The organism is Synechococcus sp. PCC 7335, assembly GCF_000155595.1.
In the GTDB taxonomy this organism is placed as follows: domain Bacteria; phylum Cyanobacteriota; class Cyanobacteriia; order Phormidesmidales; family Phormidesmidaceae; genus Phormidesmis.
The window spans coordinates 4,365,573-4,389,443 of the sequence record NZ_DS989904.1; the positions used below are offsets into that span (position 1 = coordinate 4,365,573).

A 23,871-nucleotide genomic window follows, 5' to 3' on the forward strand; every position below is an offset into this window, starting at 1 on the left:
TAATATTCTTAAAACGCTTGGGATCAAAGCCGCCTCACCAAAAAACGGCTACTTTTACCCACACCGACATACCGCATAAGATATAACCTAGAGGTGAATTTGTGTTAGTTTTCCATGCCTAGAACCATCGGTATCCGCACTGCTCAGAACACCAGCGAACGACTAACGGGTCAAATTCACCTGTATGACGGCGAAGGGAAAGGCAAGTCTCAGGTTGCTCTAGGTGTAGTGCTACGCTCAATTGGCCTAGGCATTCATCAATTTATGGAAAGCCGAGTACTGCTGCTACGCTTTCTAAAAGGCCCCGGACGGACCTATGACGAGGATGCTGCAATCGAGGCATTGCAACGGGGGTTTCCCCACTTGATTGACCAGGTGCGTACAGGAAGATCTGAGTTTTTCGGGCCAGAAGAGATCACCAAGTTCGACAAACAAGAGGCCCAACGCGGCTGGGATGTGGCTAAAGGAGCGATCGCATCGGGACTCTATTCTGTCGTTGTTCTAGACGAAATCAACCCGGTTTTAGATCTTGGTTTACTTTCGATTGCAGATGTGGTCAAGTCGCTCAGGAATAAACCTGAGCATCTAGAAGTGATCGCGACCGGAAGAGGCGCACCGCCACAGCTCATTGAGATTGCCGATTTGCACTCGGAAATGAAGCCGCAGATTCATCAAACCGCCGCAGATATTGGAATTGAAGGCATTGAGATCTATACAGGGGACGGCAAAGGCAAATCGACTAGTGCGCTCGGTAAGGCGCTTCAAGCCATCGGTCGCGGCATCAGCCAAGATAAGTCTCACCGAGTGATGATAATCCAATGGCTAAAAGGAGGCAAAGGCTATACAGAAGATGCAGCGATCGCCGCCCTGCGCAAAAGCTATCCGCGCCTAGTCGATCACCAACGCTGTGGCCGCGACGCGATTGTCTGGAGAGGACAGCAGCAGCCGATTGACTACATCGAAGCCGAACGTGGCTGGGAGGTTGCCAGCACAGCAATCACCTCAGGGCTATACAAAACCATCATCCTCGACGAACTCAACCCTACGGTGGATCTAGAGCTACTGCCAGAAGAGCCGATTATCCAGACGCTATTGCGTAAACCCAAAGACACCGAGGTCATCATCACCGGACGCTGTAAAAATCAGCCTAATTACTTTCAGCTTGCCAGCACGCACTCAGAAGTTTACTGTCACAAGCACTATGCAGAACGCGGCGTCGAACTCAAACGGGGGGTTGATTTTTGATTTGGACTTGAGCTACCTCGTGCGAACAAACCCTAGATTGGGCTAACACTCAAGCTAAAGATGAGAGCCGCTAATGCCCCTATGAGTGAGTCAGCGTCCTATCGCTTTTCGCCTTAGGAAAGGCACAACTACCTCACTTACTTTTTCCGACCAATCTTCTTGGGCATAGTGTCCGGTTTCTTCTAGCTCGGCGATCTCCACATCGGTAAGCGTTTTGGCAAAGTTTTTGGCCAAAGAAACAGGTAGCCACTTATCGGCTGTACCCCAAGCAATCAGAGTAGGTATGCTCCAGTCTGCAAAGCCTTGATCAATCTCAGGTAAAATGCGCTTTAGCTGAAGCTGTTTGACAGTCGCTAAGAGTGATCGCCCCGCATCCGAGCTTTTCAAAAACGGCTGACGATAGACTTCTAAGTCTTTATCATCAACCACATATGGTCCTGCGCCTTCTAGCGTGCGATCAACCAGAATTGGGTCCTGCGTCAGCATATCGCCCACCAGTGGAATGCCCAGCTGCGAAATTTTGAAAGGCACTTTGGCAGCAGTGGTCAGCGGCGTGTTCAAAATTACCAGGCGCTCAATCTTGTCAGGATGTTTTGCTGCGTACAGTAGCCCCGCCGAGCCCAAAAAACCTTGAACCACTAAATAAAATCGGTCGATTTCTAGCGAGTCGAGCCAGGTTTCTAATCCAGCGACAAAGGCCTCAGGGGTGTAGTCAAATTCGCGTTTATCTGGCTTGGATGAATAACCATGGCCAATCCAATCAGGTGCGATCGCTCTGAAGCCTACATCTGCCAGACTTGCCATCACCTCGCGCCAGCTATAGCTTTGAGAGACCAGCCCATGCAGCAAAACCACTGGTAATTTACCCGACTGATTAACCGGCAGTGCTTCTCGATAGAACCACCGTAGTCCACCGGCCTCACATTCTTGCTCTGCAATCTTCCCCACTGGCCTACTCCAAACGCTTGGTATCCCTTTGACCTTACTCCTCTAACAATCCCCAGATCAAACACCCCAGATCAAACACCCCAGTCAAATACCCTGGATCAAACATATGAAAAATCAAACCGCAGGCGTTGTTCAGCTTCCTTTACATCCTTCACAAAAAAGAGCACCTATGGCAAACCGTCAATAATGACCAACACGATAAAGACCAAAATGCTACTCTAATCCCAGTAAAGCTACCCATCACCATGAGCGCTACTTTCCCTGATGACCAGACAGTCGTCCGCCTTCAACGGATTCGTCCCGATTTGCTTAAGTTGCACAAAGCGCTGCTCTATTCTGAGCGAACCGTATATGAGCAAACGCATGGTCCGATTGCCAATAGCGGCGAATTTTTTCGACTGGTGACCGAAGATGAAGCTTTTAGCTGGCTTAGACCCATTTCCCAATTTATTGTCCAGATTGACGAGCTGCTAGATCTGCGGAAGAAAGACGCAGTTGAACCAGAAAGTGCTGCCATTCTGCTCGAAAAAGCCCGGCTGATGCTAAAGCCGAACAAAGACTCATTGACCCCATTAGGTGAACGGTATTTTCAAGCTATCCAGAGAGATCCCAAAATTGCGCTAATGCATGCGGATATGGCGGAAAAGCTAAGAGGCGAGTAGAGAGCACCCAGCTGAGAATGCCGATTGGGAAGATCTCTATGCTCTCTATGGTAGTTATAAATTTCGTGAATTTGAGCCTATCTTGTTGAGACCCGCTTCTAAGATAAGAGGTGTCTTCTTTGCACTGAAGGATTGTCTCAATGGACCAGGTGATGCAGCTAGCATTTGTCTTGTTAGCAAAGTTTGTGGTTTGGGTGCGTCCGTTTTTACCTACTATTTGCTTTGTATTTGTGTGGGGAGTGATTTTGCTTACCACCTATAACCTGGTTACCGGACTGCGTAAAGGTATCGACAACGTTCGTCAAATGCACCGTATCCCCTGTGCCGGCTGTCAGTATGCGACTAATAGCTACCATCTGAAATGTTCTATAAGGCCCTCTGTTGCATTCTCAGAGCAGGCTATTGGCTGTCAAGATTTCGAGTCCGGTATCCTACAAGACCTTTCTAGCAAAGCCTACTAAGTTCTCTTTCATGCCTTAATCGAGTTCTTCTCTTATAGAGAACGTAACCGTCACTATTGCTGATACTCTAAGCTTCCTTGGCGGGTGCACCACAGTCGCTCGATATTCTTCGCTGGAATCGTCAGATGGAGGACATCGCCAGGTTCTAAAATGGCGTTCAGTAAATTCCAACCGTGGAAGCTTTCATGGGTGCTTTGCAAATAGAGCGGCACTAAATCTGCTTCGATTGCAATCTCTTGAACAAGTCTGTGGCAAAAGGCATGAGTAGGCGTGATCAAAAGAGAAAGCGCAATCCATAGAATCTCGCCAGTAACGCCACTGCCCAAAATGCGGCCTCCTAGCGCCGCTGCTGCAAAAGTGGATGCCGCAATCTCAAAAGGGTTTAGTACGGTGGTAAAGTCAAATACTTGAGACATTCTGTTGGCAAGGGTAGGATTGTTGCTGCGTACAACAATCGATAGATGCGCAGCCAGCTCTTTGGCAGTGAGCGCAATCTCTAGGTTGACCATATCGTCGTTGGTAACCGCAATTAGCGCAGTTGCCTGAGCAATATTCGCCGTTTGCAAGGTTAGCGGCAAGCTCGCATCGGCTAAAATCACTGGGATTTGCTGAGACCGAGCCATGCTGAGAAACCGGCTGTCATCATCGCGTTCGATTACCACAACTTTATATCCTTGGGCTAGTAGCTGCTGTGCCGTTTTGATCCCTACTCCCCCTAGACCACAGATGATGTAATGACCTTTGCTAGGGACCCTGGCCACGTCCCAAAATGCTCTTAGCCGACTACCCAGCACTAGGTCATTAAGCAGCGCGTAAAAGATTCCGATTACGCCAGCACCGACTAGCATCATCACAGCAGTGAATACCTTCAAAAGCGCAGATGATCTTTCAGCAACGTCTTCATTGCCACCAGCTCCCGTAATCATGCCCACTGAGAAGTAAAGGGCATCGACTAGGGTGCTTTGCTCCCAGCCAAAGAGAATGTAGGTAAAAGTAGCGATCGCAATCGTCATCAATAGAAAAAAGCTGACAATCAAACCTGGTCGCAGATAGCGCCGAAACTGTTCTAGCCAAAGAAAGCTTTTTTTGATCTTTTCAGCGGCGGTAGATCGATAGGTTGCGATGTTAGGATGAGTCCCAATAATCAGGCGATCGCCTGATTGCAAGCGCCGATCTTGGCTCATTGCTTCAATCAGGCTAATTTCAGCATCAGACGTCAGGTAGTAGATCAGCATTCGGGATCGATCGTTCCAAAGTTCGCTAAGAAGACGATTACACCAAGGATGATCCCGGTGAATCCGCTCTTCGTAGATTGGCCAGATGCTCTGGAATAGCTGAAGATGACCGATGGCCACCTGACTCATTGCCGCAAAGGTGAAGATTGGCGCCGAGAGATCTGCCACGCTCATCGTTGTATGATCGACTAGGGTGCGATCTAGGCGATCGCCTAAACTGTGATTGAACAGTCGATTGATAATGCGAATGCGGGGGTTAAGCAAACGCGCCTGAAGCAGAATTTCTAGATTAGTAGCATCATCGTTGTTGGCAATAACGATTGTTTGTGCCATTTCGACCCCGGCTCTACGCAGTGTCTCTGTGCAAAGCAGATCGCCCACAATAATATCTGCTTCCCCTGGAATAGAATAGCGGTTAACGCCTACAACGGCGGCTTGCTGTTGGCGAAGCAGACATAGGACGCCATAGCCAATAGAATCCAACCCGTAGACGATGATTTGAGGCGTCATGGCTGACGATGCTAGAAACAACCGATCACTCTACTCTAAGAAGATCGTGACTCTTCCAGGTGTAGTCGAGATAACGCTTTTGGGGCGAATTTCAACGCTGACACCAAAAACATTCTACGAGTTAGCTATAGCTTCACCAAACCTGCTTTGATCCCGACGCTAACCGCTTCAGTGCGGCTAGAAACGTCGAGCTTAGCCAAAATAGCGCTGATGTGGAACTTAACAGTGTTCTCAGAGATCGTCAGGACTTGGGCGATCGCCTTGTTAGAAAGCCCGTCTGCTAGCTGGTTTAGCACCTGAACTTCTCTGGTGGTCAGCGGATCTATAAGATATGGTTCGGCTAGACTAAAGGCCGTGTCAGATTGAGAAAAGAGAGTTTCTGTAATACTGGGATGAGAGATATTGAAGCCGCTGATAATTGCTGAAATCGCGCATCTCAACTGATTTGCTGAAATATCTACAGGCACTATGTTGACAGCGCCTGTGCCGACTAGCTGAGCCGCGCTTTCTCTTGCTTGGGCTTCAATCCCATTTTCTAACAGCATCAACACGCTTAGCGCATCTTCTAATGGCAGCTCCTCCAGCATTTGAAAGACTGCTTCGCTCTCAGTAATTCCTAGCGCGGATAGCTCAATGATTGCTAGATCTGCCCGCTGATTCTGCAACCAAGCTTCTAATAACTGTAGATTGCCAACTTGAGCAACGATTTGAGTGGTGGCCATCTTTGACATCGCCGCCATGCCTGCTCTAGTCACAGACTGATCCGCACAGATAACAACTTTTTCCATGAACTGTCTTTTATCGCCTAGCGCTCACCGACTACAACGGAAACCGAACGAAGTTCTCCGCCGCGCAGTAGCTGAACTTGTAGCGCTTTGCCAACGCTTTGAGGGCCGAGGAAAGACTGAACCTGTTTGAGGTCTTCCAGCATCTCTCCATCAAAAGTGAGCATGATATCGCCTAGCGTCAGGCCAGCGGTATCTGCGGCGCTCTCCGTCTCTACGCTCACGATCAAGATGCCAACGGCCTGGGTGAGATTGTGCTGCTCTCGCACATTCTCTGGCAGCGAAATCGCCTGCATTCCTAGACCCAGATAGCCGCGTGATAGCCTGCCACGCTGCTGTAGCTGATTGACGGTAGCCGTCACATTAGTAGCGGGTATGGTCAAAACCTGACGCCGAGGCCCAAAAGTATTGAAGCCGACAACCTGACCGCCCGCGTTGATCAACGGACAGCCAGCACTACCCCGGTAAAGGCTGAGATCGACAACGATATAGCAATCGATCTGTCCGCCGCGCTGCGATCGCCATGCCGGCCCGATCTGACAAACTATGCCTAGGCTGGCAAACTGACTACGCTTTCGGCCTCGCCCTACCTGATAGCCAACGGTAGAGACCAATTGGCCTAATGCCAATGTCTGTGGATCGCCCAGCACGGCAGCCGGTAAGTCTGTAGTTTCTGGCAGGGATAGCAGCGCAATATCGGTCGCTAGATCAGTTCCTAACAGCTCCGTGTCGACGGTTTGACCGTTGGGTAGACCAATTTTGAGACTATCTTCTGTAGAGAGGGCTTCGCAAGAGGTAACAATTAGTCCCCTTTTCCAATGGATGCCAGTGCCTGCCGAGCGTTTGCCCCAAACAGAGACCACCGATCGACTGGTGTTAGCGATAATATCCGAGAGATTTTGAGAGAGCGTTTCTAGCGTAGTGTCCATCAGCTTATTTCCTTGGTGCTCACAACGTATGCTCACAATTGTGTTTTGGATGACGCTAGTTAGCACCGCCCATATGAGTAGGGTTATAGAGTGAGTTCTGGGTTCCCAGCGAGACAGACAAAGCGAATCAGCTAAGGCAGAGGACTTTTATAGCAATGATAAAATCTGAGGCGTAATCCCTGTTAGGTCTTCTACCCGATAAAAATCGGCTGCATGAGGGCCGATCGCGATCAGCGGTACCGGGTTCAGCGTGTGTCGCTTTGTAGAAAGATCTTCTATGTTGCCGTGGTCGCTGGTAACGATCAGCGTGACGTTTGGCGGTAGGTAGGCAATCACACCTGCTAGAAAAGTGTCCACCCGCTGAAGAGCGGCAATAGCTTGATCCCAATCCTGAGCATGGCCAGCATAATCAGTGAGATAGCACTCAAATAAAGTGACGTTGTAGCCTTCACTGAGTTGGGCCAGTCTTTTTCCGGCTACGGCTGGAGGGATTGACGTTCTAGCGCCTACTTGCCCTGGCACCTGTGCATCTCTGGCCGAACGCACCGTGCCAATAATGTTCCAGATGATGGCTTCCCCTTGTTCGTATTCGTACTGCATCCGAAAAGGTAGACCGGCGCTTAGGTTTAGTAGGGTACAGACCGAATAACGACGTTTTCTGCGAGCGATCGCATAAAAATATTCCGGCGAATAGGCATTGGCCAAAGTTGCCGTTTTTCCTAGCGCCAGGGCTTGAGCGAACAATCCATACTGGTCAATCAGCTTTCGCAAAGAGCCATTGGCAAATCCTGACTGGTGCCTTCCTAAAAACTTAGCCGCATTCTGTCCGGTGTAGAGTGTCGTCTGACCCGTGGCACTTTGGGGTAAACCTTCGACGCCTAAGGTCGCATCAATTGGCTTTAATAGAAGATTAGGAAGCAACAGATTGGGAAGTCGATCAAATGACTGATTAGACGGGACTTTCAGCAGCTTTCTTCCTAGATATCTTTCTAGAAATGGCATCGCTACCAACGTAGATAGCGGATTGTTGTTTGCTTCTCCTAGCCCAAGTCCATCTAAAAACACCAATAAGAAGCTAGCATCTGATGAGGATGGAACAGAATGGGATTCGTCCATCTATGCGATCGCACTCATCTTTGGCAACACTAGCGACAAGTTGTTCTCATCGGCCCAGGTTTGAAGATCGGCAAAGGCGCGATCACGATACTGTCCGTACCGTTCTCTTTTGTTCCTAACTCGCTTGGGCAGGGCTGGAATAATGCCCATATTTGGCGGCATCGGCTGAAAATGCTTAGGTTCAGCCGAGCTAATAAAATCAACTAGCGCCCCGAGCATGGTTGTTATCGGTAGCGTCAGCGGCGGTTTCCCTAGCGCGATTCGAGCAGCGTTTGTACCAGCTAGCCAGCCACCTGCGATCGCGGCAGTATAGCCTTCCGTTCCTACTAGCTGCCCTGCTGCCAGTAAATTCGGACGCGACTTAAACTGTAGCGAGCTGTTCAGCAACTCTGGCGAATTAATAAACGTGTTGCGATGCATCACCCCCATTCGCACAAACTCTGCATTCTCCAATCCTGGAACCATCCGAAACACTCGCTTCTGCTCACCCCAGCGCAAATTAGTTTGAAAGCCCACCATATTCCAGAGCTGCCCGGCTTTATCTTCCTGGCGTAGCTGCACCACCGCATAGGGCTTATGCACCTTGTTCTCTGGCGCGTCAAACGCTCCGTACTTTTGAGTGTTAAATAATCCCACAGGCTTCAAAGGCCCGTAGCGCATCGTGTCTTCCCCCCGGCGGGCTATCTCCTCAATCGGCAAACACGCCTCAAAGAACTTTGCCGTCTCACGTTCAAAATCCTTTAGCTCTGCCTGCTCTGCCGTGCATAGCTGATGATAGAAAGCAAAATACTGCGCCTTATCCATCGGGCAGTTTAGATATGCTGCCTCGCCCCGGTCATACCGAGAGGCCATAAAGGCAACGTCCCGATTAATCGACTCACCGACCACGATTGGACTTGCCGCATCAAAAAAACTCATATAGGCTTGTCCTGCAAACCGCTCCAAATCCTCACTAAGCGACTCACTCGTCAGCGGCCCAGTCGTCAGCACCGTCACCCCCTCTTCAGGAATTCGCAGCACTTCCTCTCGTCGCAGCTCAATGAGTGGATGCGACGCCAGTACCGCCGTTAGATCTTGGCCAAACACTCCGCGATCTACAGCCAGCGCTCCTCCGGCCGGCACTGCATGCTCATCGGCCTTGCCAATCACAATCGAACCTAGCCGCCGTAGCTCCTCGTGCAGCATTCCAGAAGCGCGATCGGTCCCCATCGCTCCAAATGAATTACTACACACCAGCTCCGCCAAATGCTCAGAATGATGCGCCGGACTCTTCTTCACCGGACGCATCTCATGCAGCACCACCGGCACCCCGGCCCGCGCAATCTGCCAAGCCGTCTCTGTCCCGGCTAGGCCGCCGCCAATCACATGAATTGGCTGCTGGTCACTCATTTTCACCACTCAAACGCTCATTAAACTAATTGGCTGTCTAATTCTAGAGGGTATCTGTGATTAGTTGCCCCTTCTTGATCATAACGAGTCTATAGTGCAACAGGTTCTCTGCTGTATCGGTAGGTGAATCTCTAGGGTTGTGCTCCGCTTGGAACTTTGGAAAAATCCAGAAGAGTAAGGCTTTAAAGGGTATCAAGTAGGAACTGTCTTTTCCAGCTCAGCGACAAAGGTATGAATATCTTGTTCTATAAGTTGATACAGCTTTTGTGCAGCCGTAATATTCACCTGTAGCTGAGTCAGCTCAATGTCTTTTCCATAGGCGTGTCTTACCAGATGGCGGAAGCCTCTAAGCTGATCCAGCACATCCCAGGAGGCTTCAGAAAGTAAAGCTGGACGAATTCCTTCAATTGGCTGACTGAGTCGAAGTAGTAGCACTTTATGCCAGTTTTCACCTGTGCCAACGTTATTCTCAAAAGCCTTTGCAACTAGCTTCAGCAGATCTTCTATTGAGCAGTAGAGATTGTGAATTTGGTAGGCAACGCTGTCTAGCTGACCTGGTGTGTCCAAGCCAGCATTGAGCCTAGATTGCAAACGAACGTTTACTTTCTCAATTAGCCAGAGCTGACCTTTTAGTTCTGCTGTCAGACCCGCTAATCTTTCGCTGTCCATATCAACCCAATGTCTCTAATCTTGGCAGCAAAATGGCACTGGTCCAAAGGAACACAGTCTACATCCCGGCAAAGATGCGCTGATAAAGCTCCCATTAGTCCACAGATATTCCCAGTCTTGTGAGTCTCGACGGCCAAATCAACATCTGAGCGTTGAGTAAATCGATTTGGCTCAATCACCGAGCCAAACAGATAGCCGCTACTGATACCGTAACGCTGAGCATTGGCTGTCAACCAATCTAGCGTTTCCTGCAAAAGCTGTTGACGAGTTTGTTCGTTTTGCTTTCTTTCTCTAGCTAGTCTGGCATCAAGTAAGTGAGTGGAGAACGCCATACGAAATCACAGTGATGTGACTCCATTCTAAGAGACTCTCAAATTCTTATTGAAACTGCGAGCAGATCTTTTCACCATCTAGCTCGTGCCCAATTACGATGAGTTTGGTTTGTCGAGGCTCATCAGCCCGCCAGGGGCGATCGTAGAAGTAGTCAAACCGATTGCCAACCCCATTTAAAACCAGCCGCATTGCTTTTCCGGGGACAGCGACGAAGCCTTTGATCCGATAGATCTCTTGCTCACTGACTAGCTGCATAAGCTGACGCACTAGTGCTTTTGGCTCAAACGCTTGGTCTAGTGTTAACGGGATAGAGGTGATGTCTTCATCGTGGTCATGTTCTTCTTCGTGGTCATGATGGCTGTGGCGACTGTCGAGATTGTCTTCTACAGCAGCATTGAAACCGAGTAGGACGTCGGGGCTAATTTGACCGCTGTGACAGGGTACGACTTTGACGCCGTCTTGAAGTTCACTCGCTAGCCAGGTTTTGACTTTGTCGAGCCCAGTGGGATTTACGCAGTCAACTTTGGTGAGCAAGACCATATCCGCACAGCCAAGCTGATCTTCAAACAGTTCTTCGATTGGCGTTTCGTGGTCTAGTTCTTCATCGGCTTGACGTTGCGCTTCCAGCGCGTCTAAATCGCCAACTAGTTCTCCTTTTGCTAGCGCTTCGCAATCGACAACGGTAACCACACCGTCGACAGTGGCGCTAGTGCGAATTTCTGGCCAGCGAAAGGCCTGAACAAGCGGTTTGGGTAAGGCTAAGCCCGAGGTTTCAATGACTACGCAGTCTAGCTCATCGCGTCGTTCGATTAGTGCTTGCATAGTCGGTAAGAACTCTTCTTGGACGGTGCAGCACAAACAGCCGTTAGCCAGTTCTAATATGTTGCTTTTAGAATTGTTCTTTTCTGCATTATTTTCTGTCTCTTCGTCACAGATCTGGCAGTCGCGCAACAGTTCTCCATCAATGCCAACTTCACCAAACTCGTTGACGATCACAGCAATTCGTCGCCCCTGATTGTTCTGTAGAAGGTGGCGAACAAGCGTTGTTTTTCCAGCGCCAAGAAAGCCAGTGACGACGGTAACGGGGAGTTTGCTCATGCCAATAACCCTCCGACAAAGGCGATGCCTACACCTAGTACCGCGAAGCCAGCGTGACGAACTGACACGAGGCCACTTGTTTGGTTGGTGCTGATAGCGCGTTTTGATAGCAGGTAGGTGGTGTAGGCGATCGCACTCTGCACACCAGCAAATCCAATTAGATAGGCCACTATCGGTGTCGGCTCTGCGCCCACAACCGCCTCACCATAGGCATAGCCATGGAAGACACCTGCTAAAGCGCTCAGCAATACGACGACCATAGGGTTTAGACGATCACGCATCACTGCTAGCGCTCCAAACAAAAGCACCGAAACAGAAATTACTATCTCTATCATCGGCAGATTAATCTCAGCGAGGTGCACTCCAGTGCCAAAGAGCGTAGCTACGACAAAAGCAGCCGGCACTCTCCAGCCACGGCTGATAACAGCAGCAAGCAAACCGGCTGCGACCACAAAAGCCAAGTGGTCAAATCCAATCACAGGATGTCCTGCGCCTGAGAGTATTCCTTCAAAAATATTTTTAGGGGCGCTGCCACCAAAGGGGTGATGAGCTAGGGCGGGTTTAGCTAGGCACAGGCTAACCAAACCGGCAAAAACAGCGCCAGATAGAATCCGACGGCTCGATAGGCGATGATTCATGAGTTACTTTCCTTGTCTGTACCTCGCAGACAGCGGTTGAGTGTAGCGAAAACCCGCACAGGCATTCTGGCTCAGGCAAAAGAAAGCAACTATATTGAAGAAACTTTGTTAGAGATTGCCATCACAGTTGCGGGACAGCGCCGGTTTTTCACCGAACTTTCCCCATGCAGGCTACCTAGCCTAGCACGGCGCATAGCGACACAATCATATAAGGTCTACATCCCTTATCATTTGTAAAAATATATTGGTCCATCCTGAATCTATCACTATGCTCAAAGCCGTTATTTTCGACTTAGATGGCACCTTAACTGACAGCGACAAAGTGCATTTTCAGGTTTTTCAAGAACTGTTTGCCGAGCGAGACATCGAAATAGATAAAGCGCTCTACAGAGAAAGGATCAGCGGACGGCAAAACAGCGCAATCGTGTCCGACTTCTTTCCTGATATGTCAGAAGAAGAAGGAGAAGCCTTTAGCGATAACAAAGAAGCGCTGTTCCGAAAACGGGCAAAAGGATCTCTAGAGCCACTATCAGGACTGACTGACTTTCTAGCGGCTATTCAAAAGCATGAACTCGCAGCGGCAGTGGTCACTAACGCACCGCCAAAGAACGCCTGGTTTATGCTAGATACGATTGGGCTAAGTGAACAATTTGATCCAGTCATCATTGCCGATGAGCTTCCTAGAGGAAAGCCTGACCCGCTACCCTATCAGACAGCGTTGAACAAACTAGGTATCAAGCCCGAGGAGGCAATTGTCTTTGAAGACTCAACGGCAGGAATTCGATCAGCAGTTGGAGCGAAAATCACAACGATAGGCGTAATGACAACACATAGTGAAACAGGCTTAATCTCAGTCGGTGCACAGCGGGTGATCGCAGACTTTAGCGATCCTTACCTTCAAACGCTATTTCAACCCTCGTCGCCTCTCTCAATCTGATTTCGCCTCCGCCGACAGCGATCAGAGCAATATTTCACATCATCCCAACAATTCTCCCATTTTTTACGCCAGACAAAAGGACGACCACAAACTTGACAAGGTTTGGAAGGAAGATCGGACTTTTTACGATGACGAGGCATGGAGAATGTGAAGAAAGTAAGCAGGCCTCCTAATGAAGAAAGTAAGCAGGCCTCCTAATATAGTGTACCAAGAGTGACTGAGGACGCTGTAGCCGTTTGAGCATGTCAGAAGTATTGAGTAAGCAGCCACCCACCCAGGCAGATCTAACACAGATCAGAATCGTTCTGGTGGCACCAGCAGGTCCACTGAATGTAGGCTCGGTAGCGCGGGTAATGAAAAACTTTGGCCTCTCACAACTCTACCTAGTCGATCCGCAGTGCGACTATCTAGGCGCTGAAGCTTTGCAGATGGCTGTACATGCCGACGATGTATTGAAGACGGCACAGATCGTACCAACCATTCCTAAGGCTTTAGCGGGTTGTGAGTATGCGATCGCAACGACTGCTCGTACCAGGGGGTTCAACGTCCCACTCGATCCACCAGAAACTGCGCTACCCAACCTATTAACTTCAAACCCGCAGCAGCCTATCCGCCAGACTGCTCTCCTCTTTGGGCCAGAAGATCGAGGACTGAGCAACCAAGAACTCATCTACGCCCAACAGTTTCTCAAAATTCCTACTAGCGATGCCTATAGCGCGCTTAATCTAGCCCAAGCAGTCACCATCTGCTGCTATGAACTCTCACGGGTTGCCAGAACCTTCTGCCCTAACAGCACCCTAAGCTCCTACCCTATCGAATCCTCTCTAGAAAACAAAACACCTGCTTTACAAAATACCCCTTCATCTGCTAAACAGTCAGAATCTTCCTTATCAAGTACAGCCAACGCCCCCATCATAAAAGAACACGAAGATCAGCCCAGAGCAAACCTAGAGGAAATTGAAAGATACTACGAGCATTTGGAATCATTACTACTACAGGTGGGATATCTTCTTCCTCACACAAGCGCTAGTCGCATGCGTAAAATTCGGCAGCTGCTCCATCGAGCCTCCCCGACCTCTCACGAAGTTGCCCTATTGCGTGGCATGATTCGGCAGATCGAATGGGCATTATCACACTCAAAACAACGGCAAACGTAAAGGTTAGACCCTGTCATGACGGATACCCACAACTTGCGCAACGCCTGGATCGGGGGGCAAAACGTTGACACTCAGCTACGGTCCAGTTCCATTAGGCAAAAGCCTAAACAGCTATCCAAACAGATTCCAACACCTTCTAAGGCACCTACTCGCAGCCGTCGTCATCGAAATAAACGCTCTCGTCGCACTGATACCTCTCTAGAGCGCCGTCGTTTGTCGATTACCGGATCTGATCGTGTTAAAAGCAGATCTACTAGCCGCACGCTTGCTGCTAAACCCAGACCGATTTGGGCTAGTCACCAATCGCAAGATACTGCGCAGGTCCATTTCCTTAGGCAGCAAAAAGAAGCCGGAAATGGTGATTCTAAAGTGAGTGATTTCATAGCAAGAAAACCTCGTGCGTTTCGATCTAATCCGAGGCCAACGCTACCTGTCACATCGATGCCAGGGAGAGGTTCATCATCTCGTGCATCAGGTCGTCGCCGTCGCCGTACGTCCAAAGTACATAGAACGCCTGCCTCTGTCCTTTACATTATTCGACTAATTATTGTTGGTTTAGGTGTGGCAGCTATTGGTGGAACCCTATTGAAGGCATTGCCGAAAGCGCCTGCGCAAGAGACTGCGGAGGTTGCGCCTGTAGCCACTCAAGATGTACCACTCAAGACTTTCCCAGTCGAGCTAACTACAGAGATTGCACCTCTAAAAGCAGCCTTGCAAGCGCTGCCTGACCAATACACTGGCCTAGTGCCTAAAGTTTTCTATGCGGATGTTGATACAGGTGAGTATGTCAGCGTAGGAGGGGAAGAGGCGATCGCAGCCGCTAGCACAATCAAGCTCCCCATTTTGTTAGCCTTCTTCGAGGACGTAGACGCTGGCCGAATTGACCTCATGAAAACAATGTCTATGAAGCCTGAGCAGATAGCTTCGGGGTCTGGAGACATGCAGGTGGCTGATCCTAAGACTCAGTACACGGCGCTAGAAGTCGCTTCCCAGATGATTGTCACGAGCGATAATACGGCTACTAATATGATGATCGATTTATTGGGTGGACCAGAAGCATTGAACAATCGATTTATCAACTATGGCCTAGAGACAACCCAACTAAACGCTCCTCTACCCGATCTAGAAGGCACCAATTTAACCAGTGCTCGCGACCTAGCACATACGATGCTTCTTATTAGTCAAGGAGAGTCTTTGACTGTGCGATCGCGTGACCACATCCTCAATATTCTCAACCGAACCCGTAGCAAGGATCTACTGCCAGCTACCCTCGAAGAGAAAGGCGCATTAACCTATAACAAAACCGGAGACATTCGTTCAGTACTAGGAGATATTGCCCTAGTGGATCTGCCGAATGGCAAACGCTATGTCGTAGCTGCTCTGGTTCAGCGCCCGAGCAACGATATCCGAGCAGCAGAGCTAATTCGCCAGGTGTCTGACCGAACTTATCAAATTGCCGAGAAAGCTATCCAACCATCTATAGTGCCTTCGAACGAGCCTACCCTTGATGAAGAGAGCCCGTCGGTATCGGAAGCAGAAAATGAGTCTTGAAAAACTTCACTACCCAAGCGTGTGATTTCCCTGCTTGCGCTGACAGTCTATCAGCCCAGATTGAGTTGACTTAGCGTATTTAACGACGTACGCAATAAGTAATTAGAGATCGTAGTAAAGCTTCAGCATTCTCTATTGCCATAGCGTAGAGCCTATATTCTGCAATCACCTCTACAGTCTTTGACACCTACTTAAGGAAAAACATTTAAGTTCAGGCACCTTGCTCGATTCCAAGAATGCGGCGTTATCGTTCTTCAACAACATTAGAAATTCAAACGCTGTAAGTATGAAACCTCATATGAGCTGTTGGTTATCAAGCAACGAGTTCACATCGCTTTAGTCGTCATCTTCCAAAAGTCATGGAAGAGCGATCGCTCAAAATCAATCTGGCTCTAAGGTCAGTAGTATCAGAGCGTAATGAATACCTCCAGCAAAGCTGTCTAGGTAGAAATACTGATTCCCTAACAACTGCGTGTTTTTTGGTTTTGTTAGGGAAGCATTTAGAGTGTGCCAATATTCTTAGCGCTGAACCGTACTTATCCTTTCTGCATGATAAGCATAGGCTGCATGTGCTCTAGTAGGACGTTCTTTTAGCTCCGAAAAGCAAGTCTCTCTACATGCAATCCCTTATGGTATGCGGATTATATAAACTCTGATTAGGAATATTTTGATTTATTTCATGGCTGTTGATCCGACCCCTATCTACCAACCAGCAATCAATGATGTGTAGGTCAATTCTATAACTGGCTGATATGAAGACATAAGAACTATTTTCGTCTTCGAGGATGTTTTGTAACCCTTGGTATAAATTTTTAAGATCTAAGTATCATAGGTCCGTACACATACGCCTAATAAAGCAGCGTTGCACTTTTATACATCCCTTAAAACTATTTTCAAACTATCACTCGCGAGACATGAAAAAAATGGGCAGGGCAGGCAAGGCACTCAAGTGTGTTCTTCAACAATATGGTATTAGTCAAAACAGACTAGCCGTTACAATGGGTGTGGCCCGGTCCACCGTAAATCAGTGGGTCAACGAGGTCAGCGATCCGCTCGCTGATTCTATTCCAGATATTGTTACCGCCCTAGACACGTTAGAACCTTCTGCCGCGCAGATATTTTTGCAGCTGTATATTCAGCGTAGAGGCCCTCAACCCAATAAGAACCTTCAGTAGGGAGCTATTGGGTTGGATTTGTTGGCGGCGTTCTTAATAGCGGTAGTCGCGTTGTAGTGACGGAGGCGACTACCGCTACTTCCAGACGTCCTCAAAGGCAGATTTAATGCATCACCTAGGTTCAGTATGTAGCGCTAAGCAGCGAGAGCTACATAGCCTAGCTCAGCGAATCTATATTCATATATTGCGGCCATAGAAAAGCACAGAGAAATATTCCTCTGTGCTTTTTATGGTGTCTTTATTATTGCAATAAAACTAGCCTTATTCAGCTAGGAATGTCGCAGCAATGCTTACAAGGACTTCGTTTTACCTGCACCCCACTGGTCACCACGAATCTTTGGCATTAGTAGAATATGTCCAGAGATTGCCCTGAGGTCGTCTTCTGTTAGATTTCGCATCTTAGGGTAGATATCGCTGCTCTTGGTACTAGGATGTAGTTCAGAAATCTCAGTCAATCCATCGTAAGTTGTTGGGTTGTGTAGGTAGTCTACAAGCCCTTCCAAGTTGTTTCGATCAGGGAAGGCACCTGCCAAAGACTCGGTGTCTAGACCCACGTTAGGATTGGTCTTAGTGATACCTCCTAGATGACAGATCGCGCAGGCATTGTTGAACTTTTGTTGACCCCGAGTAAATTCTTCTAGCGAAAGTGTTACTGTATCACCCGCTTCATTGAGAGGGATGGTTCGAAGGTTCGCGTCGAGTTCGGCTGCGATCGCGCCTTCTACCAAAGGCCCAGCGCCAAACAGACCTATTGCCACAAAGACAAACGTCGCCATCCACCAGGCGAATTTTTGGAATACTTTTTTCATATTTAATGCTCGCTTTTTAGCCACGCAACACAGCAGTGATCCAACCATGGTTTGAATCAAATTATCTCTCTATCATGCCATGAATAGGACAAGAGAGCGATGGCCCAGCGCCGAAACTGCGCTGAAACCCCACCGAGTCTGCCTTAGACCACATTAAAGATAGACCGCCAGCGAATCAATGGTATGAACCCATAGGGCAAAGCCCTGGCTGTTATTTCGTCCCAAGGGGTGGGAATGAACCCAAAGCGATTTAAAGAAGTTCTACGGATCTATTCAGCTCCTTCTAGAACCACTTCCACTTGCTTAGCAACAACAGGCACCTTTCCCTTCACAGGAGCATGTAGTCGAATCAGCTGCGCTAACGTCCGTTTGAGCTGAGGACGCGGCACAATTTTGTCGACGAAACCGTGATGCAGCAAATACTCAGCCGTTTGAAAGTCCTCTGGCAGCTTTTCGCGAACGGTTTGCTCTACCACACGGCGCCCAGCAAAGCCAATAGTTGCCTCAGGTTCAGCCAGGATAATATCACCTAGCATCGCAAAACTAGCTGTCACACCACCAGTCGTTGGATGCGTGAGAATAGGAATATACAACAGGCGAGCAGAACGGTGACGCTCTAACGCTGCTGAAATCTTCGCCATCTGCATCAGACTCAGCATACCTTCTTGCATTCTGGCACCACCAGAAGCGCAGACAATCATCACTGGAAGCCGATTCGCCGTACCGCGCTCAATCAAGCGGGTAAGCTTTTCACCCACAACTGAACCCATGCTGCCGCCCATGAATCGAAAGTCCATAACACCTAATGCCACAGACTCTCCAAGAATCTTTCCTACACCTGTTTGAACACCATCGATCAGCTTTGTCTTGGTCTGGGTATCGCGGATGCGATCAGCGTAGGCTTTGCGATCGCGAAACCGCAGCGGATCTTCAGGTGAAATCTGAGTATCTATTGGCGTCCAAGTACCTTCATCTATCAGTTGCTCAATTCGTTCGACGCTAAACACCCGATGGTGATGGCCGCACTCTGGACACACCTGCTGATTTGCCTTGAGATCTTTGGTATAGGTAAGCACATCACAACGTTCGCACTTAGTCCAAAGCCCATCAGCAATCTCCCTCTCTCGGTGATCTGGGCTAATCAAACCTGTCTTTTTTCTGTTGGCAAACCAGTCAAACAGCGACATCTTTCCACTCATCAGCTTTGTTTAAGGTATGCCTCAAAACGAAAGGGAAGTGAGGCCAATACTATTCCTATCCTACTAGGGTGGCGGTCATTTGTAGGAAGTAGAGATAGAGCTGCTTTGGCAAAGCCTATCTATTGAATACAAGAAGATCTCATAAGACTCTAATAGAACAAGAAAGTGAACAGGATAATAGTGCTTGGAGTGATTGGTTATAGTCTAAAAGTTATAATCCCAGAGGAAAAAAGATCGATAGATACGCGTCTATAAGCTGCTGACCATAGAAAAGCGTGAGTGTAGCGCCTAGCGCTAGATATGGCCCGAACGGGATTTGCTGCTTCCGGTCTATCATACCTAGTACCAATGCTGAGCCTCCAATCAGGGAACCCATCGCTGCAGCCAAGAACGTCGCTAAGAGTAATCCTGGCCAACCTAACCAAGCTGCCATCATTGCCGCTAGTTTAGAGTCCCCACCGCCCATGGCCGTTTTACCAAATACACTGCTCCCGGCAATACCGATCAGATCAAACAGCCAAAGCCCAAAAATACTCGAAAAGAAAGCAGCTACCACACCGCTCATTCCCGAAAGTAATGTCGGTGTCGCCAGGTAGCTTATCGAACCCTGAAATCCCCATCCCAGGATTAATCCTGAAGCGGTCAGACGGTTAGGCAACGTCATCGTATCCAAATCAATCAGCGCCAGTACCAGCAGCCAGCAAAGAAATATCCAGTAGCAAGGTGTCTGCCAGGTCAGTCCGAAACGAGTAAACACCAAGACAAATACCCCCCCGGTAGCAAACTCTACTAGGGGATATCGAAAAGCAATCGGCTGCTTACAATTGCGACAGCGACCCCCTAGCCAAAACCAGCCGAACACTGGCACATTGTCGTAGAGTTTCAGGCGTACTCCACACTTTGGGCAGCACGAGGGCGGATACAACAAGGAGAGGCTCTCGGGCAGTCGATAGACTACGACGTTTAAGAAGCTACCTATCGCAGTGCCTAGGACGAAGATTAATAGTAAAAGAGTGATGCTATCCACAGAAGCCAGCTGCATTGGGAGAGAACTGTAGATAAGGTGCCCATCAGCTAACAATTCGACAGTAATTCGACAGTAATTGGCTTCCGTTTAGGCTAGCCATTGCTATGACCAATAACTTAAGCTACATCAGGTTCGAGTTGGCTAAGGGGGATAAGGCACTCCTGTGGTAGTAGGACAGGCCGATCGCTAAAGACAACTGTTCCACGGTGATTTAATCGGCAAATAGCAACGCCAATGGGTCTCTGGATAATTTCTGGATGCACTTCGCAGAAGGTATGGTAAATCTGTCGAGCAGCCTTAACCAACGCTGGGTTCAAAACGACAGAATCACCTCCAAAGGCAAGGCGATCGGCGCCATTGATTAGCCTTTGAGTAGTCATAGTCGGCATAAAGTGCTCCTTACGGTGCCTAATTTACAGCTGCTTTTGAGCGATCAAAGGGCATGGTCTGCCCTAGCCAGTCTTGGTCTAAGCTCTATTTTGCTTCTATCTCGTTTGCTTCTATCTCGCTTTGGTAGGTGAACCTCGTATCACCACCACGTATCACCCAATTTGGCTCAAGTCTACTACAGGCCGTTCATTTTAAGCTGTTTGTCAAGCTTTTCCAAAAAATCCCATCAAAGGATTCTCTATTCTGAAAGAGCTGTTTGCAGTGCCTCTCCCATTGCTTTGCAGCCGACCGCTTTCATTCCTTCAGACATAATGTCACCAGTCCGATAGCCTTGATCCAACACCGCCAGCACAGCTTGCTCTATTCGATCTGCAGCAGTAGGTTGGTCTAGTCCGTAGCGAAGCATCATCGCCACGCTAAGCACTTGGGCCAGCGGGTTAGCCTGGTCCTGCCCGGCGATATCGGGAGCCGATCCATGCACCGGTTCATAGACGCCAGGGCCACCTTCCCCTAAGCTAGCCGAAGGTAGCATACCAATACTGCCAGTGAGCATCGCAGCCGCATCAGAAAGAATATCGCCGAATAGATTACCAGTAACGATCGTGTCAAACTGTTTGGGCGCACGGACAAGCTGCATGGCGGCATTATCGACGTATAGATGGGACAGCTCAACGTCTTTGTAGCTTTCGCCAAGCGCAGTGATGCGATCGCGCCAAAGCTGCGACACCTCCAGCACATTCGCTTTGTCTACAGAACACAGCCGTCGCGATCGCTTTCGTGCAATCTCAAATGCCACCCGGCCGATCCGATCAATCTCTTTGCCGGTATAGGCCATCGTACTCACCCCACGCTGATCGCCATCTTCTGTCTCAAAGATGCCTTTAGGCTGACCAAAGTAAACACCGCCTGTCAGCTCGCGAACCACCATAATATCAACCCCTTCGACTACTTCTGGCTTCAGCGAAGATGCCTGAAGTAGTTGCGGCAAAATCGTTGCTGGGCGCAAATTAGCGAACAGGCCTAGTCCAGCTCTAAGGCCTAGCAATCCAGTTTCCGGACGCTGCGATCGCGCCAAGTTATCCCATTTGTAGCCCCCGATCGAGGCAAGTAGAACAGCGTCACTTTGACGACAGGTGCTCAGCGTTTCCTCTGGCAAAGGAACACCAGTTGTATCGATGGCTGTCCCACCAATGGGCATTTCCGTAAATTCAAACTCAATTGCCTCCTGCTCTCCGATTTGCTTCAAGACGCTCACTGCTACAGCCATGATCTCTGGGCCGATACCATCTCCAGGCAGGAGAGTAATCCGATAAGAGTGGGCTGTAGAATCTGTCATGACTAGCACGGGTGTGAGGGACGGGTGCCATAATACCCGATTCAGAGGTGCTGTAGAATGCACTGGTATTGAATAGTCAAAGGTTGGCGTTTAAGCGATATGTCTTTTCTACGTGCTGATTTAGCTCAGCTTGCGGCGTATCAGTCGCACCTATCGGATGAACTAGCTTCGGTAGCACCTGTCGATCCGTTAGATACTAACGAAAGCCCAATCGATCTACCCATTGAGATAAAAAAGGTATTAGCCGAAAAATATCAGCAGGCGATCGCCGCCAACCGCTATCCGGACGGCACACACTCAGCGCTAAAACAGGCTGTCCTCAAATATGCCGCTGCTTCAAGCAGTATCGATCCAAAGGCCATCTCACTCGGTCACGTCACCTTAGGCAATGGCTCCGACGAACTTATTCGATCTATCCTATTGGCTACCTGCCTAGGCAACAGCGGTTCTATTTTAGTGGCCACACCCACCTTTTCTATGTACGCAATCCTAGCTAGGACGCTTGGCATCGCCGTACACAGCACAGAGCGCCAAAGCAACTTCGAGCTTGACATTCCTACTGCTCAGTCCATCATCGATCGTTCTGCGCCAAAGCAGACCTCAAATCAACTCCTAGAGCAGTCGCAAGACTCAACTCAAACAGCGCCCATTCGAGTTGTTTTCATGGTGCATCCGAATTCACCCACCGGCAACGCTCTGACCGACCGTGAACTCAGCTGGCTTAGACAGTTACCAAAAGATATCCTTGTGGTCGTTGATGAAGCCTACTTTGAGTTCAGTGAACAAACTACTCTATTAGATGCCCTTAGCCGCCCCAACTGGATTGTGCTGCGAACCTTATCCAAAGCCTTTCGCCTAGCGGCTCACCGTGTTGGCTACGGCATTGCCCACCCTAATATCATTACAGCTCTAGAAAAGTTGAGATTGCCGTACAACCTTCCTAGCTTTTCGCAGCTAGCCGCCACAGCTGCACTGGCTCACAGCGATATGCTGCTAGAACAGATTCCGGCGCTGCTCAGTGAACGCCAAGAACTGCTATCTGTTTTAGGCAAGCATTCCTGTTTGCAGGTTTGGCCGAGCAAGGGGAACTTTGTCTATGCTCGGCTAAGCGACCATGGCCTTGCCAGCTTAAAGGTCATCTCTCAAGAAGAGGGGCTCACAAAAATCTTCCAAATGCTTCGTGCACAAGGAACCCTTATTCGACACACGGGCAGCGGACTGCGCATCAGCATCGGTACCGCTGCAGAAAATCAGCGAACAATAGTGAATTTTAAGAAAATACTTAGCGACTAAGCAAGAGGCGGCTTCTTATCACGCTCTAGGGAAGTTTCAGAATCCCATGGTCTTGTTATGGCCCTGTTTGGTATTGAATAGGCATAGTATTGAACGAGCAAAGCCAAAATTCGGCGGCCAAGCAAAGTCGAAACTTATCATCAGACAAACTCAGAGCGAACGCGGTGAACCGTCTGCGGGAGTACACCAACTAGCATTGCAAACGCATCATCGGAAACTAAATCTACCGTCGCTTGATCGAAGTAGGTTTTAAACTGCTCTAGAATCATGCGAGCTCTATCAGCTGGCTCCGGCTGGTCTGTAAAATTCTGCGTCAGGCGAATCCACTGTAGCCGAATCTTGATTGCATTCTGATGATCTTCATGAGAATCAGGGGCTAACAGTGAAAGATTACCAATCGGAATTACATCAACAACATCATCGTCGATTAGACCGCCAACCGCAGCTCCTGGACCCGCAAACTCTGCATGAAACTTACGCAGCACAATTAACCCGTTCCGACGACGACTATTAACAACCCAAAGCTGCCCACTACCTATCTTTTTCACTACATCGTCAACTTTGAGTTCTTGATTCACCGCTGCCCCAAAGAATTGCCAGTTTCCCTTATTGATGCCCTGCTTAACAGCCTCTAGCTTCATACCTGAGTGTTTTAAAGCGTTGGTCATATCAGAGCGAGGAACAGGGTTCACCTTGTTTGGAGTCACCTGTTTATAAACCTCAGCACGGGCGTTGGCATTTTCGTTACCAGGTACTAGCGCGTCGTTTGATAGAGATTTCACACTTGTTTCGGCTGATTGAACCCCTTGAAGAAAAATCTAAGACCAACCTATGAGAATAGGCTTCCTATTAATGTGATACAAATCTTCAACAAATTGAGAATGAACAGGTGGCTTTTATTCATTCTTTATGACAGTAACCTCCGTACTTCACATACTGTACATAAAACGCTTGCACTGCTTTTTAGTACAGCTTTGAA

25 protein-coding genes and 1 riboswitch are annotated in these 23,871 nt (G+C 48.9%); of the genes, 8 read left to right on the top strand and 17 right to left on the bottom strand.

The genetic code is table 11. The annotated features are described in order from the left end of the window. The first annotated feature begins 114 nt into the window (after nt 1-114). Nucleotides 115-1,245, top strand: a complete 1,131-nt coding sequence (locus S7335_RS18235) for a cob(I)yrinic acid a,c-diamide adenosyltransferase (RefSeq protein WP_006455595.1) — start codon at nt 115-117, stop codon at nt 1,243-1,245. Between the two features lie 90 nt (nt 1,246-1,335). On the opposite strand, the gene S7335_RS18240 is transcribed toward S7335_RS18235, so the two are convergent. Then, nucleotides 1,336-2,193 carry an alpha/beta fold hydrolase gene (locus S7335_RS18240; protein WP_006454320.1) on the bottom strand — a complete coding sequence of 286 codons (858 nt, stop codon included), beginning with the start codon at nt 2,191-2,193 and terminating at the stop codon, nt 1,336-1,338. A 245-nt stretch (nt 2,194-2,438) separates the two neighbouring features. Here S7335_RS18240 and S7335_RS18245 point away from each other — a divergent pair, with 245 nt between their 5' ends. Beyond that, nucleotides 2,439-2,855, top strand: coding sequence for a hypothetical protein (locus S7335_RS18245; RefSeq protein WP_006454159.1), 417 nt, complete (start codon nt 2,439-2,441; stop codon nt 2,853-2,855). A 140-nt stretch (nt 2,856-2,995) separates the two neighbouring features. Beyond that, nucleotides 2,996-3,316, top strand: coding sequence for a hypothetical protein (locus S7335_RS18250; protein ID WP_006455886.1), 321 nt, complete (start codon nt 2,996-2,998; stop codon nt 3,314-3,316). A 53-nt stretch (nt 3,317-3,369) separates the two neighbouring features. Here the strand turns inward: S7335_RS18250 and S7335_RS18255 are convergent, their stop codons facing one another. The 9 genes from S7335_RS18255 to S7335_RS18295 all read right to left on the bottom strand — a co-directional run bounded on the left by S7335_RS18255 (nt 3,370) and on the right by S7335_RS18295 (nt 12,018). Beyond that, a complete protein-coding gene (locus S7335_RS18255) occupies nt 3,370-5,061 on the bottom strand; it encodes an NAD-binding protein (protein WP_006456375.1) in 1,692 nt (563 codons plus the stop codon). Nucleotides 5,062-5,186: 125 nt separating this feature from the next. Then, on the bottom strand, nt 5,187-5,849 hold the full coding sequence (locus S7335_RS26195) for a response regulator transcription factor (protein ID WP_006457497.1): 663 nt from the start codon (nt 5,847-5,849) through the stop codon (nt 5,187-5,189). A 17-nt stretch (nt 5,850-5,866) separates the two neighbouring features. Next, entirely contained in the window at nt 5,867-6,775 is a 909-nt protein-coding gene (locus tag S7335_RS18265) for a S1C family serine protease (RefSeq protein ID WP_006456301.1), read from the bottom strand. A gap of 147 nt (nt 6,776-6,922) precedes the next feature. Next, a complete protein-coding gene (locus S7335_RS18270; RefSeq protein ID WP_050765919.1) occupies nt 6,923-7,891 on the bottom strand; it encodes an alkaline phosphatase family protein in 969 nt (322 codons plus the stop codon). Continuing rightward, nucleotides 7,892-9,280 carry an FADH(2)-oxidizing methylenetetrahydrofolate--tRNA-(uracil(54)-C(5))-methyltransferase TrmFO gene (gene trmFO / locus S7335_RS18275; RefSeq protein ID WP_006455207.1) on the bottom strand — a complete coding sequence of 463 codons (1,389 nt, stop codon included), beginning with the start codon at nt 9,278-9,280 and terminating at the stop codon, nt 7,892-7,894. It lies immediately after the preceding gene. Nucleotides 9,281-9,472: 192 nt separating this feature from the next. Beyond that, nucleotides 9,473-9,949 carry a hypothetical protein gene (locus tag S7335_RS18280; protein ID WP_006453621.1) on the bottom strand — a complete coding sequence of 159 codons (477 nt, stop codon included), beginning with the start codon at nt 9,947-9,949 and terminating at the stop codon, nt 9,473-9,475. Beyond that, nucleotides 9,931-10,281, bottom strand: a complete 351-nt coding sequence (locus tag S7335_RS18285) for a nucleotidyltransferase family protein (protein ID WP_006453685.1) — start codon at nt 10,279-10,281, stop codon at nt 9,931-9,933. Before S7335_RS18285 ends, S7335_RS18280 begins: the two co-directional genes overlap by 19 nt. 46 nt (nt 10,282-10,327) lie before the next feature. Beyond that, nucleotides 10,328-11,380 carry a cobalamin biosynthesis protein CobW gene (gene cobW, locus S7335_RS18290; RefSeq protein ID WP_006453906.1) on the bottom strand — a complete coding sequence of 351 codons (1,053 nt, stop codon included), beginning with the start codon at nt 11,378-11,380 and terminating at the stop codon, nt 10,328-10,330. Beyond that, complete coding sequence (locus S7335_RS18295) at nt 11,377-12,018, bottom strand: HupE/UreJ family protein (RefSeq protein WP_006453822.1); 642 nt, start codon at nt 12,016-12,018, stop codon at nt 11,377-11,379. The genes cobW and S7335_RS18295 overlap by 4 nt, the downstream gene beginning before the upstream one ends. A 38-nt stretch (nt 12,019-12,056) precedes the next feature. Further along, nucleotides 12,057-12,222, bottom strand: a riboswitch (cobalamin riboswitch). 64 nt (nt 12,223-12,286) lie between these two features. Between S7335_RS18295 and S7335_RS18305 the strand changes: the two genes are divergently transcribed. Next, nucleotides 12,287-12,955, top strand: a complete 669-nt coding sequence (locus S7335_RS18305; RefSeq protein WP_006455418.1) for an HAD family phosphatase — start codon at nt 12,287-12,289, stop codon at nt 12,953-12,955. Here the strand turns inward: S7335_RS18305 and S7335_RS26970 are convergent. Next, the gene (locus tag S7335_RS26970) at nt 12,928-13,095 is read right to left on the bottom strand and encodes a DUF2256 domain-containing protein (RefSeq protein ID WP_071776938.1); all 168 of its coding nucleotides are present in this window, start codon (nt 13,093-13,095) and stop codon (nt 12,928-12,930) included. The two genes, S7335_RS18305 and S7335_RS26970, sit on opposite strands and share 28 nt — an antisense overlap. A 102-nt stretch (nt 13,096-13,197) precedes the next feature. Between S7335_RS26970 and S7335_RS18310 the strand changes: the two genes are divergently transcribed. The 3 genes from S7335_RS18310 to S7335_RS18320 all read left to right on the top strand — a co-directional run bounded on the left by S7335_RS18310 (nt 13,198) and on the right by S7335_RS18320 (nt 16,838). Continuing rightward, nucleotides 13,198-14,112: an RNA methyltransferase gene (locus S7335_RS18310; RefSeq protein ID WP_006456723.1), complete on the top strand. Its 915-nt coding sequence runs from the start codon at nt 13,198-13,200 to the stop codon at nt 14,110-14,112. A gap of 15 nt (nt 14,113-14,127) precedes the next feature. Next, nucleotides 14,128-15,663: a serine hydrolase gene (locus S7335_RS18315; protein WP_006453782.1), complete on the top strand. Its 1,536-nt coding sequence runs from the start codon at nt 14,128-14,130 to the stop codon at nt 15,661-15,663. A gap of 914 nt (nt 15,664-16,577) precedes the next feature. Beyond that, complete coding sequence (locus S7335_RS18320; RefSeq protein WP_227500029.1) at nt 16,578-16,838, top strand: helix-turn-helix transcriptional regulator; 261 nt, start codon at nt 16,578-16,580, stop codon at nt 16,836-16,838. Between the two features lie 290 nt (nt 16,839-17,128). Here S7335_RS18320 and psbV read toward each other — a convergent pair whose 3' ends face one another. The 5 genes from psbV to leuB form a co-directional block, all read right to left on the bottom strand. Beyond that, on the bottom strand, nt 17,129-17,647 hold the full coding sequence (gene psbV, locus S7335_RS18325; RefSeq protein WP_006453422.1) for a photosystem II cytochrome c-550: 519 nt from the start codon (nt 17,645-17,647) through the stop codon (nt 17,129-17,131). 269 nt (nt 17,648-17,916) lie between these two features. Further along, nucleotides 17,917-18,834 carry an acetyl-CoA carboxylase, carboxyltransferase subunit beta gene (accD, locus tag S7335_RS18330; protein ID WP_038016490.1) on the bottom strand — a complete coding sequence of 306 codons (918 nt, stop codon included), beginning with the start codon at nt 18,832-18,834 and terminating at the stop codon, nt 17,917-17,919. A 223-nt stretch (nt 18,835-19,057) separates the two neighbouring features. After that, nucleotides 19,058-19,888: an A24 family peptidase gene (locus tag S7335_RS18335; protein ID WP_006455463.1), complete on the bottom strand. Its 831-nt coding sequence runs from the start codon at nt 19,886-19,888 to the stop codon at nt 19,058-19,060. 101 nt (nt 19,889-19,989) lie between these two features. Next, nucleotides 19,990-20,262 (bottom strand): hypothetical protein, encoded by a 273-nt coding sequence (locus tag S7335_RS18340; protein ID WP_006455442.1) that lies wholly within the window; start codon nt 20,260-20,262, stop codon nt 19,990-19,992. A 239-nt stretch (nt 20,263-20,501) separates the two neighbouring features. Continuing rightward, the gene (leuB, locus tag S7335_RS18345; RefSeq protein ID WP_006456971.1) at nt 20,502-21,599 is read right to left on the bottom strand and encodes a 3-isopropylmalate dehydrogenase; all 1,098 of its coding nucleotides are present in this window, start codon (nt 21,597-21,599) and stop codon (nt 20,502-20,504) included. Nucleotides 21,600-21,698: 99 nt separating this feature from the next. Here leuB and S7335_RS18350 point away from each other — a divergent pair, with 99 nt between their 5' ends. After that, nucleotides 21,699-22,892 (top strand): histidinol-phosphate transaminase, encoded by a 1,194-nt coding sequence (locus tag S7335_RS18350; RefSeq protein WP_006456099.1) that lies wholly within the window; start codon nt 21,699-21,701, stop codon nt 22,890-22,892. Between the two features lie 140 nt (nt 22,893-23,032). Here the strand turns inward: S7335_RS18350 and S7335_RS18355 are convergent, their stop codons facing one another. After that, nucleotides 23,033-23,674, bottom strand: coding sequence for a hypothetical protein (locus S7335_RS18355; RefSeq protein ID WP_006456282.1), 642 nt, complete (start codon nt 23,672-23,674; stop codon nt 23,033-23,035). Nucleotides 23,675-23,871 lie beyond the last annotated feature (197 nt).

What these genes read in the sequence shown, in the direction of transcription:
- S7335_RS18250 (WP_006455886.1), top strand. Translation starts at nt 2,996, where the DNA reads ATGGACCAGGTGATGCAGCTAGCATTTGTCTTGTTAGCAAAGTTTGTG.
- leuB (WP_006456971.1), bottom strand. Translation starts at nt 21,599, where the DNA reads ATGACAGATTCTACAGCCCACTCTTATCGGATTACTCTCCTGCCTGGA.
- S7335_RS18235 (WP_006455595.1), top strand. Translation starts at nt 115, where the DNA reads ATGCCTAGAACCATCGGTATCCGCACTGCTCAGAACACCAGCGAACGA.
- S7335_RS26195 (WP_006457497.1), bottom strand. Translation starts at nt 5,849, where the DNA reads ATGGAAAAAGTTGTTATCTGTGCGGATCAGTCTGTGACTAGAGCAGGC.
- cobW (WP_006453906.1), bottom strand. Translation starts at nt 11,380, where the DNA reads ATGAGCAAACTCCCCGTTACCGTCGTCACTGGCTTTCTTGGCGCTGGA.
- S7335_RS18350 (WP_006456099.1), top strand. Translation starts at nt 21,699, where the DNA reads ATGTCTTTTCTACGTGCTGATTTAGCTCAGCTTGCGGCGTATCAGTCG.
- S7335_RS18305 (WP_006455418.1), top strand. Translation starts at nt 12,287, where the DNA reads ATGCTCAAAGCCGTTATTTTCGACTTAGATGGCACCTTAACTGACAGC.
- S7335_RS18270 (WP_050765919.1), bottom strand. Translation starts at nt 7,891, where the DNA reads ATGGACGAATCCCATTCTGTTCCATCCTCATCAGATGCTAGCTTCTTA.
- S7335_RS18295 (WP_006453822.1), bottom strand. Translation starts at nt 12,018, where the DNA reads ATGAATCATCGCCTATCGAGCCGTCGGATTCTATCTGGCGCTGTTTTT.
- S7335_RS18320 (WP_227500029.1), top strand. Translation starts at nt 16,578, where the DNA reads ATGAAAAAAATGGGCAGGGCAGGCAAGGCACTCAAGTGTGTTCTTCAA.
- accD (WP_038016490.1), bottom strand. Translation starts at nt 18,834, where the DNA reads ATGTCGCTGTTTGACTGGTTTGCCAACAGAAAAAAGACAGGTTTGATT.
- S7335_RS18285 (WP_006453685.1), bottom strand. Translation starts at nt 10,281, where the DNA reads ATGGCGTTCTCCACTCACTTACTTGATGCCAGACTAGCTAGAGAAAGA.
- psbV (WP_006453422.1), bottom strand. Translation starts at nt 17,647, where the DNA reads ATGAAAAAAGTATTCCAAAAATTCGCCTGGTGGATGGCGACGTTTGTC.
- S7335_RS18335 (WP_006455463.1), bottom strand. Translation starts at nt 19,888, where the DNA reads ATGCAGCTGGCTTCTGTGGATAGCATCACTCTTTTACTATTAATCTTC.
- S7335_RS18265 (WP_006456301.1), bottom strand. Translation starts at nt 6,775, where the DNA reads ATGGACACTACGCTAGAAACGCTCTCTCAAAATCTCTCGGATATTATC.
- S7335_RS18315 (WP_006453782.1), top strand. Translation starts at nt 14,128, where the DNA reads ATGACGGATACCCACAACTTGCGCAACGCCTGGATCGGGGGGCAAAAC.
- S7335_RS18310 (WP_006456723.1), top strand. Translation starts at nt 13,198, where the DNA reads ATGTCAGAAGTATTGAGTAAGCAGCCACCCACCCAGGCAGATCTAACA.
- S7335_RS26970 (WP_071776938.1), bottom strand. Translation starts at nt 13,095, where the DNA reads ATGCCTCGTCATCGTAAAAAGTCCGATCTTCCTTCCAAACCTTGTCAA.
- trmFO (WP_006455207.1), bottom strand. Translation starts at nt 9,280, where the DNA reads ATGAGTGACCAGCAGCCAATTCATGTGATTGGCGGCGGCCTAGCCGGG.
- S7335_RS18280 (WP_006453621.1), bottom strand. Translation starts at nt 9,949, where the DNA reads ATGGACAGCGAAAGATTAGCGGGTCTGACAGCAGAACTAAAAGGTCAG.
- S7335_RS18245 (WP_006454159.1), top strand. Translation starts at nt 2,439, where the DNA reads ATGAGCGCTACTTTCCCTGATGACCAGACAGTCGTCCGCCTTCAACGG.
- S7335_RS18340 (WP_006455442.1), bottom strand. Translation starts at nt 20,262, where the DNA reads ATGCCGACTATGACTACTCAAAGGCTAATCAATGGCGCCGATCGCCTT.
- S7335_RS18255 (WP_006456375.1), bottom strand. Translation starts at nt 5,061, where the DNA reads ATGACGCCTCAAATCATCGTCTACGGGTTGGATTCTATTGGCTATGGC.